This is a genomic window from Streptomyces sp. NPDC027672 (assembly GCF_055566335.1).
The window spans coordinates 896,072-910,194 of sequence record NZ_JBVHSO010000002.1 but is presented as its reverse complement, the minus strand read 5'-3'; the positions used below and the strand labels follow the sequence as shown (position 1 = coordinate 910,194).

At 72.8% G+C, this 14,123-nt stretch carries 10 protein-coding genes; 2 read left to right on the top strand and 8 right to left on the bottom strand.

The window, feature by feature from the left end; translation table 11 throughout:
• The 5 genes from ACZ4SV_RS08345 to tkt all read right to left on the bottom strand — a co-directional run.
• On the bottom strand, nt 1-1,001 hold a 1,001-nt coding region (locus tag ACZ4SV_RS08345; RefSeq protein WP_468002464.1), incomplete at its 3' end, for a glucose-6-phosphate isomerase.
• Between the two features lies 1 nt (nt 1,002).
• Entirely contained in the window at nt 1,003-1,929 is a 927-nt protein-coding gene (gene opcA, locus ACZ4SV_RS08340; RefSeq protein ID WP_468002462.1) for a glucose-6-phosphate dehydrogenase assembly protein OpcA, read from the bottom strand.
• A complete protein-coding gene (gene zwf, locus ACZ4SV_RS08335; RefSeq protein ID WP_397935626.1) occupies nt 1,926-3,512 on the bottom strand; it encodes a glucose-6-phosphate dehydrogenase in 1,587 nt (528 codons plus the stop codon). The genes opcA and zwf overlap by 4 nt, the downstream gene beginning before the upstream one ends.
• Nucleotides 3,512-4,654 (bottom strand): transaldolase, encoded by a 1,143-nt coding sequence (gene tal, locus ACZ4SV_RS08330; RefSeq protein ID WP_468002460.1) that lies wholly within the window; start codon nt 4,652-4,654, stop codon nt 3,512-3,514. Before tal ends, zwf begins: the two co-directional genes overlap by 1 nt.
• A gap of 19 nt (nt 4,655-4,673) precedes the next feature.
• Nucleotides 4,674-6,749: a transketolase gene (gene tkt, locus ACZ4SV_RS08325; protein WP_468002458.1), complete on the bottom strand. Its 2,076-nt coding sequence runs from the start codon at nt 6,747-6,749 to the stop codon at nt 4,674-4,676.
• 146 nt (nt 6,750-6,895) lie between these two features.
• Between tkt and ACZ4SV_RS08320 the strand changes: the two genes are divergently transcribed.
• Nucleotides 6,896-7,801, top strand: a complete 906-nt coding sequence (locus ACZ4SV_RS08320) for a helix-turn-helix domain-containing protein (protein WP_397948403.1) — start codon at nt 6,896-6,898, stop codon at nt 7,799-7,801.
• 343 nt (nt 7,802-8,144) lie between these two features.
• On the opposite strand, the gene ACZ4SV_RS08315 is transcribed toward ACZ4SV_RS08320, so the two are convergent.
• Nucleotides 8,145-9,539, bottom strand: a complete 1,395-nt coding sequence (locus ACZ4SV_RS08315; protein ID WP_468002455.1) for a glycoside hydrolase family 16 protein — start codon at nt 9,537-9,539, stop codon at nt 8,145-8,147.
• A 336-nt stretch (nt 9,540-9,875) separates the two neighbouring features.
• Between ACZ4SV_RS08315 and ACZ4SV_RS08310 the strand changes: the two genes are divergently transcribed.
• A complete protein-coding gene (locus ACZ4SV_RS08310) occupies nt 9,876-11,213 on the top strand; it encodes a 6-phospho-beta-glucosidase (RefSeq protein ID WP_365881232.1) in 1,338 nt (445 codons plus the stop codon).
• A gap of 54 nt (nt 11,214-11,267) precedes the next feature.
• Here ACZ4SV_RS08310 and ACZ4SV_RS08305 read toward each other — a convergent pair whose 3' ends face one another.
• Together ACZ4SV_RS08305 and ACZ4SV_RS08300 are read right to left on the bottom strand one after the other, a co-directional pair.
• On the bottom strand, nt 11,268-12,386 hold the full coding sequence (locus tag ACZ4SV_RS08305; RefSeq protein ID WP_468002453.1) for an ATP-grasp domain-containing protein: 1,119 nt from the start codon (nt 12,384-12,386) through the stop codon (nt 11,268-11,270).
• Nucleotides 12,387-12,544: 158 nt separating this feature from the next.
• Complete coding sequence (locus tag ACZ4SV_RS08300) at nt 12,545-14,059, bottom strand: MFS transporter (RefSeq protein WP_468002451.1); 1,515 nt, start codon at nt 14,057-14,059, stop codon at nt 12,545-12,547.
• Between the last annotated feature and the right edge of the window lie 64 nt (nt 14,060-14,123).

Here is a 14,123-nt window from a genome sequence, read left to right as displayed (position 1 = left end):
GCGTGGGTCTGGGCGTCGTGGAAGTTGCCGTACCAGATGCCCAGCAGGCCCAGCAGCAGCGGGGCGTTGGCCTCGGCGGGCGCGGTGCGGAAGTGCTCGTCGACCGTGCGGAAGCCGTCGAGCATCTCGCGGAAGCGGTCCGCTCCGATGGCGATCATCAGGGACAGGCCGATCGCGGAGTCGTAGGAGTAGCGTCCGCCGACCCAGTCCCAGAACTCGAACATGTTGTCCGGGTCGATGCCGAACGCGGTGACCTTCTCCGCGTTCGTGGACAGGGCCACGAAGTGCCGGGCCACCGCCCTCTCGTCGCCGAGCGCGGCCAGCAGCCAGGACCGTGCGGAGGTGGCGTTGGTGAGGGTCTCGATGGTGGTGAACGTCTTGGACGCGACGATGAACAGGGTCTCGGCGGGGTCCAGGTCGCGGACCGCCTCGTGCAGGTCGGCGCCGTCCACGTTCGACACGAACCGGACGGTCAGGTCGCGGTCGGTGAAGGCGCGCAGGGCCTCGTAGGCCATCGCGGGGCCCAGGTCGGAGCCGCCGATGCCGATGTTGACGACCGTGCGGATGCGCTTGCCGGTGTGCCCGGTCCACTCCCCGGACCGCACCCGGCCGGCGAAGTCCGCCATCTTGTCCAGCACCGCGTGCACCCGGGGCACCACGTTCTCCCCGTCGGCCTCGACCACCGCCTCCCGCGGCGCCCGCAGCGCGGTGTGCAGCACCGCCCGGTCCTCGGTGACGTTGATCCGCTCACCCCGGAACATCGCGTCCCGCAGCCCGAACACACCGGTCGCGGCGGCCAGTTCCTGGAGCAGACGCAGAGTCTCGTCGGTGATCAGGTGCTTGCTGTAGTCGATGTGCAGGTCACCGACCCGCACGACGTACCGCTCGGCGCGCCCGGGGTCCGCGGCGAACAGGTCGCGCAGCCGCGGCCGGCCCTGGGCGCGGTGATCGGCGAGGGCCGTCCACTCGGGGCGGTCGGTGAGCTTCGGAAACTCGGCCATCTCAGGCGTTCTCCTTGGTTGCCACGCCCTGGAGGGCGATGGCGTACATCTCGTCGGCGTCGAGGCGGCGCAGCTCCTCGGCGATCAGTTCGGAGGTGGGGCGGACCTTCAGGGCGAGGGTGCGCGGCGGCTGGCCCGGCAGGGTCAGCGTGGCCAGCGGGCCCTCGGGCCGGTCCACGACGATGTCGCCGTTCGCGGTGCCGAGCCGGACGGCCGTGACGAACGGGCCGGCGCTGTGCACCCGCTCCACGGACACCTTCAGACGGGCCTCCAGCCAGCGCGCGAGCAGCTCGGCGCTGGGGTTGTCGGCCTCGGCCTCCACGGCCGCCGAGGTCACCCGCACCCGGGCCTGGTCCAGGGCGGCGGCCAGCATGGAGCGCCACAGGGTCAGCCGGGTCCAGGCCAGGTCGGTGTCGCCGGGCGCGTAGCTGCGGGCGCGGTTCTGGAGCACGTCGAGCGGCCGCTCGACGGCGTACAGGTCGGTGATCCGGCGCTGGGCGAGCGCGCCCAGCGGGTCCTTGGCGGGGGCGTCGGGCGCGTCCACCGGCCACCACACCACCACCGGGGCGTCCGGCAGCAGCAGCGGCAGGACCACCGAGTCGGCGTGGTCGGACACCTCGCCGTAGGTGCGCAGCACGACCGTCTCGCCGGTGCCGGCCTCGGAGCCGACGCGCACCTCGGCGTCCAGCCGGGAGTGGGTGCGGTCGCGCAGCGTGCGGGCGTGCCGCTTGATGACGACCAGGGTCCGCGAGGGGTGTTCGCGCGAGGCGTCCTCGGCGGCCTTGATCGAGTCGTAGGCGTTCTCCTCGTCCGTGACGATGACCATCGTCAGGACCATGCCCACGGCCGGTGTGCCGATGGCGCGGCGCCCCTGCACCAACGCCTTGTTGATCTTGCTTGCCGTGGTGTCGGTCAGGTCGATCTTCATGGCCTGCGCCAGCTCCGTCCGTCTCGTGCGAGCATCTCGTCGGCTTCCCTCGGTCCCCAGCTGCCCGACGCGTACTGCGCCGGCCGGCCGTGCGCCGCCCAGTACTCCTCGATCGGGTCGAGGATCTTCCAGGACTCCTCCACCTCCTGGTGGCGCGGGAAGAGGTTGGCGTCACCGAGCAGCACGTCCAGGATGAGCCGCTCGTACGCCTCCGGGCTCGACTCGGTGAACGACTCGCCGTAGGCGAAGTCCATCGACACGTCCCGGATCTCCATCGAGGTGCCCGGCACCTTGGAGCCGAACCGCACGGTCATGCCCTCGTCGGGCTGGACCCGGATGACGATCGCGTTCTGGCCGAGTTCCTCGGTGGCGGTGGAGTCGAACGGCGAGTGCGGGGCCCGCTTGAAGACGACCGCGATCTCGGTGACCCGGCGGCCGAGCCGCTTGCCGGTGCGCAGGTAGAACGGCACGCCCGCCCAGCGGCGGTTGTCGACGCCCAGCTTGATCGCGGCGAAGGTGTCGGTCTTGGACTTGGCGTCGATGCCCTCCTCCTGGAGGTAGCCGACGACCTTCTCGCCGCCCTGCCAGCCCGCCGCGTACTGCCCGCGCACGGTGTGCCCGCCGAGGTCCTCCGGAAGGCGCACCGACTTCAGCACCTTCAGCTTCTCGGTGAGCAGCGCCTCCGCGTCGAACGCGATCGGCTCCTCCATGGCGGTGAGCGCCATGAGCTGGAGCAGGTGGTTCTGGATGACGTCCCGGGCGGCGCCGATGCCGTCGTAGTAGCCGGCCCGGCCGCCGATGCCGATGTCCTCGGCCATGGTGATCTGCACGTGGTCGACGTACGACCGGTTCCAGATCGGCTCGTACATCTGGTTGGCGAAGCGCAGCGCCAGGATGTTCTGGACGGTCTCCTTGCCGAGGTAGTGGTCGATCCGGAACACCTGGTCCGGCTCGAACACGTCGTGCACGAGCGCGTTCAGCTCACGGGCGCTGGCCAGGTCGTGACCGAACGGCTTCTCGATGACCGCGCGCCGCCAGGAGCCCTCGGGCGGGCTCGCCAGGCCGTGCTTCTTCAGCTGCTGCACGACCTTCGGGAAGAACTTCGGCGGCACCGAGAGGTAGAACGCGAAGTTGCCGCCGGTGCCGCGGGAGGCGTCCAGCTCGTCCACGGCGTCCTTGAGCTGCTTGAACGCGGTGTCGTCGTCGAAGTCGCCGGGGATGAAGCGCATGCCCTCGGCGAGCTGCTGCCACACCTCCTCGCGGAACGGGGTGCGGGAGTGCTCGCGCACCGCGTCGTGCACGACCTGCGCGAAGTCCTGGTCCTCCCAGTCCCGGCGGGCGAACCCGACGAGGGAGAAGCCCGGCGGCAGCAGACCGCGGTTGGCCAGGTCGTAGACGGCCGGCATCAGCTTCTTGCGGGACAGGTCACCGGTCACCCCGAAGATGACCAGACCCGACGGGCCGGCGATGCGCGGGAGCCGGCGGTCGCGGGCGTCCCGCAGCGGGTTCACCCAGTCGGCGGCCGGGACCACCGGCACGCGCACCTCCTCGGGTGCCTGGGCGGCGGGGGCGTTCTCGGTCATCAGGCGTCAACTCCCTTGCTCTTCAGGGACGTGGCGACGGCGTCCAGCAGGTCCTGCCAGGCCGCCTCGAACTTGGCGACGCCCTCGTCCTCGAGCTGCTGGACGACCTCGTCGTAGGAGATGCCGAGCCGCTGCGCGGCGGCCAGGTCGGCGCGGGCCTGCTCGTAGCCGCCGGTGATGGTGTCACCGGTGATCTCGCCGTGGTCGGCGACGGCCCTCAAGGTGGCCTCGGGCATGGTGTTGACGGTGCCCGGGGCGACCAGCTCGTCCACGTACAGGGTGTCCTTGTACGCCGGGTCCTTCACACCGGTGGAGGCCCACAGCGGGCGCTGCTTGTTGGCGCCCGCGCTCTCCAGGGCCTGCCAGCGGCCGGAGGAGAAGACCTCCTCGTACGCCTCGTAGGCGAGACGGGCGTTGGCGAGGGCCGCGCGGCCCTTGAGGGCCAGGGCCTCGTCGGTGCCGAGGGCGGTCAGCCGCTTGTCGATCTCGCTGTCCACGCGGGAGACGAAGAAGGACGCCACCGAGTGCACGGTGGACAGGTCCACGCCCCGCTCGCGGGCCTTCTCCAGGCCGGCCAGGTAGGCGTCCATGACCTGGCGGTAGCGCTCCAGGGAGAAGATCAGGGTCACGTTGACGCTGATGCCGAGCCCGACGACCTCGGTGATGGCCGGCAGGCCCGCCGTGGTCGCCGGAATCTTGATCATCACGTTGGGCCGGTCGACCAGCCAGTGCAGCTGCCGGGCCTCGGCGACGGTCGCCTCGGTGCGGTGCGCCAGGCGCGGGTCGACCTCGATGGAGACCCGGCCGTCCCGGCCGTCCGTGGCGTCGTACACGTCCCGCAGGATGTCGGCGGCGTCGCGCACGTCGGCCGTCGTCATCATCCGCACGGCCTCCTCGACCGTGACACCGCGCACGGCGAGGTCGGCGAGCTGCTCCTCGTAGCCCTCCCCGGAGCCGATGGCGGCCTGGAAGATGGACGGGTTCGTGGTGACACCGACGGCACTGCCGCTCGCCACCAGCTCGGCGAGGCTGCCCGAGGTGATCCGCTTGCGCGACAGGTCGTCCAGCCAGATCGACACGCCCTCGTCGGCGAGGCGCTTGAGGGCTCCCGGGGTCGCGATTGCTTCGGTCACTGTGCTCATCTTTCTCTTTGTGTCGGTGTCAGGCGCGCGCGGCGGCGAGCGAGGCGCGGGCCGCCGCGGCGACGTTCTCGGGGGTGAAGCCGAACTCGGCGAAGAGGGTCTCGGCGTCCGCGGAGGCACCGAAGTGCTCCAGCGAGACGACGCATCCGGCGTCGCCTACGTACCGGTACCAGGTCAGGCCGATCCCGGCCTCCACGGCGACCCGGGCCTTGACGGCCGGCGGCAGCACCCGCTCGCGGTACTCGCGCGGCTGCTCCTCGAACCACTCCACGCACGGCATCGACACCACCCGGGTGCCGGTCCCCGCGGCCTCCAGCAGCTCCCGCGCGGCCACGGCGAGGTGCACCTCGGAGCCCGTCGCGATGATGACCACCTCCGGGACCTCCGTCGAGGACTCGCGCAGTACGTAGCCGCCCTTGGCCGCGTCCTCGTTCGGCGCGTAGACCGGCACGCCCTGGCGGGTCAGCGCGAGCCCGTGCGGGGCGGGGTGCGTGGCGTGCCTCTTCAGGATCTCGGCCCAGGCGATCGCGGTCTCGTTGGCGTCCGCCGGGCGGACGACGTTCAGACCGGGGATGGCGCGCAGCGAGGCCAGGTGCTCGACCGGCTGGTGGGTGGGGCCGTCCTCGCCGAGGCCGATGGAGTCGTGCGTCCACACGTAGGTGACCGGAAGCTGCATCAGCGCCGACATGCGCACGGCGTTGCGCATGTAGTCGGAGAACACCAGGAAGGTGCCGCCGTAGATCCGGGTGTTGCCGTGCAGGGCGATGCCGTTCATCTCCGCGGCCATGGAGAACTCGCGGATCCCGAAGTGCACGGTTCGGCCGTACGGGTCGGACTCGGGCAGCGGATTGCCCGCGGGCAGGAAGGAGCTGCCCTTGTCGATGGTGGTGTTGTTGGAGCCGGCCAGGTCGGCGGAGCCGCCCCACAGCTCCGGGACGACCGGGCCGAGCGCCTGGAGGACCTTGCCGGAGGCGGCGCGGGTGGCGACGGACTTGCCCTCCTCGAACACGGGCAGGGCGTCCTCCCAGCCCGCGGGCAGCTCGCCCTTGCTCACCCGGTCGAACAGCTCGGCGCGCTCCGGCCGGGCGGCCCGCCACTCGGCGATCCGCTTGTCCCAGGCGGCGTGCGCCTCCGCGCCCCGGTCCAGGGCCCGGCGGGTGTGCGCGAGCACCTCGTCGGCGACCTCGAAGGTGCGCTCCGGGTCGAAGCCGAGGAGGCGCTTGGTGGCGGCGATCTCCTCCTCGCCGAGCGCGGAGCCGTGCGAGGCCTCGGTGTTCCGGGCGTTCGGGGCGGGCCAGGCGATGATCGTGCGCAGGGCGATGATGGACGGCCGTCCGGTCTCGGCCCGGGCCGCCCGCAGCGCCTCGTACAGGGCCGGGGCGTCGATGTCGCCGTCCGCGGTCGGCTCGACGCGCTGGGTGTGCCAGCCGTAGGCCTCGTACCGCTTGAGCACGTCCTCGGAGAAGGCGGTCGCGGTGTCGCCCTCGATGGAGATGTGGTTGTCGTCGTAGACGAAGACCAGGTTGCCCAGCTTCTGGTGGCCGGCCAGCGAGGACGCCTCGGCGGAGACGCCCTCCTGGAGGTCGCCGTCGGAGACGATCGCCCAGATGGTGTGGTCGAAGGGGGACTCGCCGGCGGGCGCCTCCGGGTCGAACAGGCCGCGCTCGTAGCGGGCCGCCATCGCCATGCCCACGGCGTTGGCGACGCCCTGGCCGAGCGGGCCGGTGGTGGTCTCCACGCCCGCGGTGTGCCCGTACTCGGGGTGGCCCGGCGTCTTCGAGCCGTGCGTGCGGAACGCCTTCAGGTCGTCCAGCTCCAGCTCGTAGCCGGCGAGGTAGAGCTGCGTGTAGAGGGTGAGCGAGGTGTGGCCGGGGGAGAGGACGAACCGGTCACGGCCGGTCCACTCGGGGTCGGCCGGGTCGTGTCGCATCACCTTCTGAAAGATCGTGTACGCGGCAGGGGCCAGGCTCATCGCGGTGCCCGGGTGTCCGTTGCCCACCTTCTGCACCGCATCGGCCGCCAGGAGCCTGGCAGTGTCCACGGCACGCCGGTCGAGGTCGGTCCACTCGAAGCCGTCGGAAGTCTGCGTGGTCATCTTCAAGAAGTCCTCGTTCAGTGCGAAGTGGCTGGCCGGACGCGTTCAAACTTAAAAGTCTGACTTTTTCGAAGAAAGGTCGGGGTGTGTCAGCCTGTGGTGAATCTGGGACAGTGATCGCACGACGAGAACGGCACGAAAAGGACATGACGGCTATAAGAGGCGAAGCCGCTGGTGGCGGGCCTGACGACGACGGGATCAGAACCTTCCCCTTCCCGGCCGAGCTGGCCGTCGGCGGCGTGGGCATGCAGATCGGCCCCATGGGCACCGACCGCACCTGGCACGCCGACGCCCCGCTGCACCGCGTCCACCGCATCGACTTCCATGTGGTCATGCTCTTCACCGACGGCCCCGTACGACACATGATCGACTTCGCCGAGTACGAGGCCGGCGCCGGCGACCTGCTGTGGATCCGTCCCGGACAGGTCCACCGCTTCTCCCGGGACATCGTGTACCGCGGAACCGTGCTGACCATGCAACCCGGCTTCCTGCCCCGCGCCACCGTCGAGGCCGCCGGCCTGTACCGCTACGACCTGCCGCCGCTGCTGCGCCCGGACCCGGCCCAGCTCAGCGCGGTGCGAGCCGCCCTCGACCAGCTCCGCCGCGAGTACGAGGACACCGCCACGCTCCCGCCCGGCCTGCACACGGCCGTCCTGCGGCACACCCTGACCGCGCTGCTGCTGCGCCTCGCCCATCTCGCCACCAGCGCCGCGGAGACCTCCCGGCAGCAGACCGACAGCACCTTCACCCGGTTCCGGGACGCCGTCGAAGAGGACTTCGCCACCAATCACAGCGTCAGCGCCTACGCCGACGCGCTCGGTTACTCCCGGCGCACCCTGGTCCGCGCCGTCCGCGCGGCCACCGGCGAGACCCCGAAGGGCTTCATCGACAAACGCGTCGTCCTGGAGGCCAAGCGCCTGCTCGCCCACACGGACCTGCCGATCGGCCGCGTCGGGGCGGCGGTGGGCTTCCCGGACGCGGCGAACTTCTCCAAGTTCTTCCAGCTGCACACCGGCCAGACACCGGTGACGTTCCGCGCGGAGCTGCGCTGACGCTCCGACGGGAACGACACCGGTGAGCTTCTGTGCGGCGCTGCGCTGACGCCCTGACGGGAACGGCCGGACGGGCGGCGGGGTGTGGAGGGCTGACCGGAGGGGGACCGGCGCCGGCTTTTCGTGGTCGCACGCCTGGACGACACCGCAGGCGCGGCGGAGGTCGCGCGCGTGGACGGCCGGGCGCCGGCCGTCCGGGCTTCCGGCGGGTTACGTGGCCGGGGTGCCGGGCGCCGGCGCTCCCGGGCGGGCGGCGAGACGGCTCCGGAGTGGCGGCGGCGCGAGGGCCGGTGTGTCCGTGCCGTGGGCCCGTCCGCGTCGCCGCCCGGTCACCGCCCCGGGCTCAGTGCCCGAAGTCGAACCAGTTCACGTTCACGAAGTCGGCCGGCTGGCCGCTGGTGAAGGTGAGGTAGACGTCGTGCGTGCCGGTGACCGCGCCGATGTTCGCCGGGACCGTCCGCCAGGACTGCCAGCCGCCGGTGCCGCCCACGGCGAAGCTGCCGACGGGCGCGCTGGTACGGCTGTCGAGGCGCACCTCGACCAGGCCGCTGACCCCGCTCGCCGCGCCGCTCGCGACCCGGGCGTAGAACTGCCTCGCCGCGGTCGCGCCGAAGTCGACCCCCTTGTACAGCGCCCAGTCGCCGTTGGCGAGGGAGCCGATGTCCTGGCCGCCGCCGGTGTCCGTGGTGGTCTCCGTGACGACGCCGGACTGGCCGTCGTAGGACTCGGCCTGGACGGGGCTGTAGGCGTCCCGGCCGCCGGGCGGCGGGGGAGTGGTGCCGCCGCCGGAGGACTGCAGGACCTGCACGTAGTCGACGGTCATCGGGTGGCCCGGTTCGGTGCCGCCGTCCGGGCCGCCGCCGAACGCGCCCGGGAAGCCGCCGCCCATCGCGACGTTGAGGATGAGGAAGTAGCCGTGGTTGGTGGCGTTCGCCCAGGTGGTCGCGTCGACCTGGTTCGCCCGGACGGTGTGGAAGGTGGTGCCGTCCAGGGAGAAGCGGATCTCCTCGGGGCTGGCCGAGCGGTCCCACTCCATCGCGTAGGTGTGGAAGCCGGCCTGGCAGGTGGTGCCGGCGCAGGAGGTCGAACCGCCGATGCCGGTGGTCTCGTTGCACGGGCCGCCCGGGTTGGTGCCGCAGTGCATCGTGGCCCAGTCGGTGTTCAGGCCCTGGACGTTCTCCATGACGTCCAGCTCGCCGACGCCCGGCCAGTTCCAGTAGTTGCCGCGGAACGGCGCGCCCAGCATCCAGAACGCCGGCCAGTAGCCCTTGGCGGCGGCGCCGGTGACGTTCGGTAGCTGGATCCGGGCCTGCACGCGCAGCTTTCCGCCGGCCGGCGGCTGGAAGTCGGTGCGGTTGGTCTCGATCCGGCCCGAGGTCCACTGGCCGGAGGCGTCGCGGCGCGGGGTGATGAGCAGATTGCCGTTCCCGTCCAGCGCGACGTTGGCGGTGCTCGACGTCATCGTCTCGACCTCGCCGGTGCCCCAGCCGGCGGCGCCGCCGGGATAGGAGGTCCCGGTGTCGTAGCGCCAGTTGGCGGAGTCGACGGCGGAACCGGCCGCGCCGTTGAAGTCGTCAGCGAAGACCTGGGTCCAGCCGGCGGGCGGGGCGGGCACGGAGGCGTCGGCGGGTGCGCCGGCGGCCGTGGCGAGGGCGGCGGCCAGGCCGAGTGCGGCCACGACGGAGCCGAACGCGCGCCGTGCGGAGCGGCGTCTGGGAACACCGGAGGATGCGCTCATGGGGAGCCTCTCGGATACGCGGAGGGGTGCGGGGGACGGCGAGAGCACCCGCAACGGATTCTGAGAGCGCTCTCACGGTGAGCCAATGTGCTCTGCGGCCCGAGGGCAGTCAAGACGTGAAACATGGAAAGTCCCCGCACCGCAGGGGAGTTCAGGGGTCGAAGCCTGGCCGGTCCGCGCGGCCCGCGCCACCTCGCCCGGTGGCCCGTCCGCGCGGACCGCGCCACCTCGCCCGGCACAGGTGCGCGGAAGGCACCTGCCGCCGGGAGGCGGTCACCGGCGTCCGCGCGGTGCCGGTCTGCTAGAAGGGTGCGGGAGCGACAGAGAGGTACGGGCGTGAAACTGACGATTCTGGGCGGCGGCGGGTTCCGGGTGCCGCTGGTGTACGGCGCGCTGCTGGCCGACCACGCCGAAGGACGGGTCACCGAGGTCGTGCTGCACGACCTGGACGCCGGCCGGCTGCGCGCGGTGTCCCGGGTGCTGGCCGAGCAGGCCGAGGGCGTCCCCGACGCGCCCGCCGTGTCCGCCACCACCGACCTGGACGAGGCCCTGCGCGGCGCCGCCTTCGTCTTCTCCGCGATCCGCGTCGGCGGTCTGGAGGGCCGGGCGGCGGACGAACGGATCGCGCTCGCGGAAGGAGTGCTGGGCCAGGAGACCGTGGGCGCCGGCGGGATCGCCTACGGTCTGCGCACGGTCCCGGTCGCCGTCGACATCGCCCGCCGGGTGGCCCGGCTCGCCCCCGACGCCTGGGTCATCAACTTCACCAACCCCGCCGGACTGGTCACCGAGGCCATGTCCCGGCACCTCGGCGACCGCGTCATCGGCATCTGCGACTCGCCGGTCGGCCTCGGCCGCCGTATCGCCCGGGTCCTCGGCGCCGACCCGGAGCGGGCCTTCGTCGACTACGTCGGCCTCAACCACCTCGGCTGGGTGCGCGGCCTGCGCGTCAACGGCCGGGACGAACTGCCGCGCCTGCTGGCCGACTCCGAGCTGCTGGGCTCCTTCGAGGAGGGCCGGCTGTTCGGCGCCGACTGGCTGCGCTCGCTCGGCGCGATCCCCAACGAGTACCTGCACTACTACTACTTCAACCGGGAGACCGTCCGCGCCTACCAGGAGGCCGACCGGACCCGCGGCGCCTTCCTGCGCGACCAGCAGGCCCGCTTCTACCAGCAGGCCGGCGGTCCCGGCGGCTCCGCGCTGCTCGCCTGGGACCGTACCCGGGCCGAGCGCGAGGCGACGTACATGGCCGAGAACCGGGAGAGCGCCGGCGCGGGCGAACGCGAGGCCGAGGACCTGTCCGGCGGGTACGAGAAGGTGGCCCTCGCCCTGATGCGGGCCATCGCCCGCGACGAGCGCGCCACCCTGATCCTCAACGTCCGCAACCGCTCCACGCTGCGCGTCCTCGACGCCGACGCGGTCGTGGAGGTGCCGTGCCTGGTCGACGCGAACGGCGCCCATCCGCTCGCCGCCGATCCGCTGCCCGGCCACGCCACCGGCCTGGTGTGCGCGGTGAAGGCCGTCGAGCGGGAGGTGCTGGCCGCCGCCGAGTCGGGTTCCCGGGCGGCCGCCGTGACGGCCTTCGCCCTGCACCCCCTGGTCGACTCGGTCACCGTCGCCCGCCGCCTGGTCGACCACTACACCGAGGCCCACCCGGGACTGGCGTACCTGGCGTAGGCACCGGGGGAGCGGACGGCGCCCGCCGGGCGCCGGATAGGGGCCCTCAGGCCCCTACAGGGGCAGTGCCTGGGCCGTTTCCACGGGGGCGGCGGTGGCGGGTGTGGTCGGCAGCGGTACATCGGCTGCCGGCCGTTGCCGGGGCCCCGCCGTCGGTGTCAGGGGGCGCGGGCCCGACACCACCGTGTAGTCCTGGCCGAGGAACGGCGGTTCGATCACGCCGGGGTCCTCGCCCAGGGCCAGCCGCACCGCCGCCCACGGCGCGTTCACCCCGCAGAGGGATAGCTGGTGCAGCCCTCCGGCGGGCCGGGTGTTGACGTCCAGCAGCACCGGGCGGTCGCCGAGCATGCGGAACTGGATGTTGGACAGGTGGTGCAGCCCGAAACCCTCCGCGATCAGCCGGGCCGGCGCCAGCCACCGTTCGTCCAGGGTGAAGCCCCGGCGGCGGCCGTTCTTGGTGCGGCCCACCGCGAGCCGCACCCGGTTGTCCGGTCCGGTCAGGCAGTCGACGGACACCTCGGGCTGCTCCAGGCGCGGCATCACCAGCCAGTCCACGGGCTCCTCGGCCCGCCGCAGCGCCGCCACGACCACGTCCAGCCGTACCTCCGGGCCCGGGAAGCCGTTCAGTTGTGCCAGCGAGAAGGGCGCCCGGGTGATCGTCCGGAAGCCCGCCCCGCCCGCGCCCACGGCCGGTTTGAAGCACGCCCGGTGCCCGGCGGCCTCCAACCGGGCGACCGCGTCGAGCAGTTCGTCCGCCGTGCGGACCCGCCACCACGGCGGCACCGGCACGCCCACCGAGCACACCGCCTCGTACGCGGTCGCCTTGTCCTCGAACACGGCGATCGCCTCGGGCGTCGGTGCCAGCAGCGCCGTGCCGGCCGCCGCGAACTCGGCCCGCTGCGCCACGATCGCGGCCTGGTGCAGCCGGGGCACGAACACGTCGATGCCGCGCCGGACGCACTGGTCGAGCGCGTACTCCGCGTACGCGGCCGGGGACAGGCCCTCCGGCTCCAGCTCGGCGGTGTCGGCGGCGGCCAGCACGGGCGAGTCCGGGTCGCCGTGCGTGGCGTGGATCTCGACCGCCCGGTCGCTGGGATTCCTCCGTAGCTGATCCATGAAGAACACGTTCTCCGCGTACGTGCGGTTGAGCCAGACGCGTACGCGAGAGACCATGCGGGCCGCCTTTCGGGGTGTGCGGGCACGGCGGAGCGGCCCGTGCCCGGGCAGGTGGGAGGAAGGGTCACCAAACGGCCCCGGGGAAAGGGGAGTCGAGAGCGCTGGTGTCGGGGCGATCATACGGCCATCCACCACCCGCCCGTGCCACGCCTGGCTCACGGATTCCCGGGCACCGCCCGGTCCGCGACCCCGGCGGGCAGGCCCGCGTCCTCCGCCGCGTCCGGCGCGCCGGCCACGGGGGCGTCGCCGCTTCGGGCGCGGGGCAGCCGCAGCGCGATCAGCAGGCCGGCGACCATGCCGAGCGCCGTGAGCAGGACGACGCGGAACTCCCCGTCCGCGGTGGCGGTCCGCAGCGCCTGGCCCGCCTTGCCGCCGGTGCCGGCGTCGGCGAGCGCGGTGAGGACGGCCAGCCCGATGGCGTTGCCCAGGTTGAGGGTGGTGGAGGCCATGCCGTTGGCGATGCCCTGCTCGCCGGGCGCGACCTTGGTGGCGGCGGCGATCCACATCGCGGTCCACACCACGCCCTGGCCCAGCCCGGAGACGATCAGTCCCGGCACGGCCACGGCGTACCCGGCGTCGGCGTCGAAGCCGAGGGCGAGGACCGCGGTGCCCACGGCGCCCACCAGGAAGCCCGCGATCAGCGTGGTGCGGGCGCCCAGCCGGGTGGTCATGCGCTCGCCGAGCTGGGTGCCGGCGGCGATGGCGACGGAGGGCACGAGGAAGGCCAGCCCGGTGTCCAGCGCGCTGAAGCCGTGCACCGACTGGAGCAGGACGGTCAGGAAGTACGGCAGGGTGCCGAACGTGGCCATGTAGAGGAACGTCACCGTGATGGCCACGGTCAGGCTGCGGTTGCGGAACAGCCGGAAGGGCATCAGCGGGTCGGCGCTGCGGGTCTCGATCACGGCGAACGCGGTCAGGGAGACCACGGCGGCGACGGCCGCGCCGATGACCGCCGGGGAGGCCCAGCCCCACTCGGGGCCCTCCACCAGGGCGAAGACGAGCAGGGTGGCGCCGGCCGTGACGGTCAGGGCGCCGGGCAGGTCGAACCGGCGGCCCGCGCTGCCCGCCGGATCGCGCGGGATGACGAACACGGCGGCCACGGCGACGAGCCCGGCCAGCGGCACGTTGACGAAGAACACGGCGGGCCAGCCGAAGGCCTGGGTGAGCAGGCCGCCCAGCAGGGCGCCGACGGTCAGCCCGCTGGCCCCGGCGCCGCCCCACACCGCGAGCGCCCGGTTGCGCCGGGGGCCCTCCTCGAACAGGGTGTTGATCAGCGACAGGGTGGACGGCAGCAGCAGGGCGCCGCCGATGCCCTGCACCGCCCGCGCGGCGACGATGATCGCCGGGCTGCCCGCCAGCCCGCCGGCCAGCGACGAGACGGCGTACACCGCGAGCGCGAGGACGAAGATCCGGCGCCGGCCGAGCAGGTCGGCGGCCCGGCCGCCGAGCAGCAGGAAACCGCCGGCGAACACCACGTAGGCGCTGACGACCAGTTGCTGGGTCTGGCCGGGGAAGTCCAGGTCGGAGCCGATGTCGGGCAGCGCGACGAAGACGATGTTCAGGTCGAGGGAGAAGATCAGCTGTGCCAGCGCCAGCAGCGCCAGGCTCCAGCCCGGTCGGCCGCGGCCGGCACCGGCCGGGTGCGCGTGCGGCCTGGGGGAGGTGGACATGGAGGTCGGCCCCTTCGGTTCGTGGGCAGGGCGGCCCGGCTCATACGACGACAGTACGGATACT

Bases quoted from the DNA above. Each gene is read 5' to 3' on its own strand.
- zwf (WP_397935626.1), bottom strand. From the start codon at position 3,512: ATGACCGAGAACGCCCCCGCCGCCCAGGCACCCGAGGAGGTGCGCGTG.
- ACZ4SV_RS08305 (WP_468002453.1), bottom strand. From the start codon at position 12,386: ATGGTCTCTCGCGTACGCGTCTGGCTCAACCGCACGTACGCGGAGAAC.
- ACZ4SV_RS08315 (WP_468002455.1), bottom strand. From the start codon at position 9,539: ATGAGCGCATCCTCCGGTGTTCCCAGACGCCGCTCCGCACGGCGCGCG.
- tkt (WP_468002458.1), bottom strand. From the start codon at position 6,749: ATGACCACGCAGACTTCCGACGGCTTCGAGTGGACCGACCTCGACCGG.
- ACZ4SV_RS08320 (WP_397948403.1), top strand. From the start codon at position 6,896: ATGACGGCTATAAGAGGCGAAGCCGCTGGTGGCGGGCCTGACGACGAC.
- tal (WP_468002460.1), bottom strand. From the start codon at position 4,654: ATGAGCACAGTGACCGAAGCAATCGCGACCCCGGGAGCCCTCAAGCGC.
- ACZ4SV_RS08300 (WP_468002451.1), bottom strand. From the start codon at position 14,059: ATGTCCACCTCCCCCAGGCCGCACGCGCACCCGGCCGGTGCCGGCCGC.
- opcA (WP_468002462.1), bottom strand. From the start codon at position 1,929: ATGAAGATCGACCTGACCGACACCACGGCAAGCAAGATCAACAAGGCG.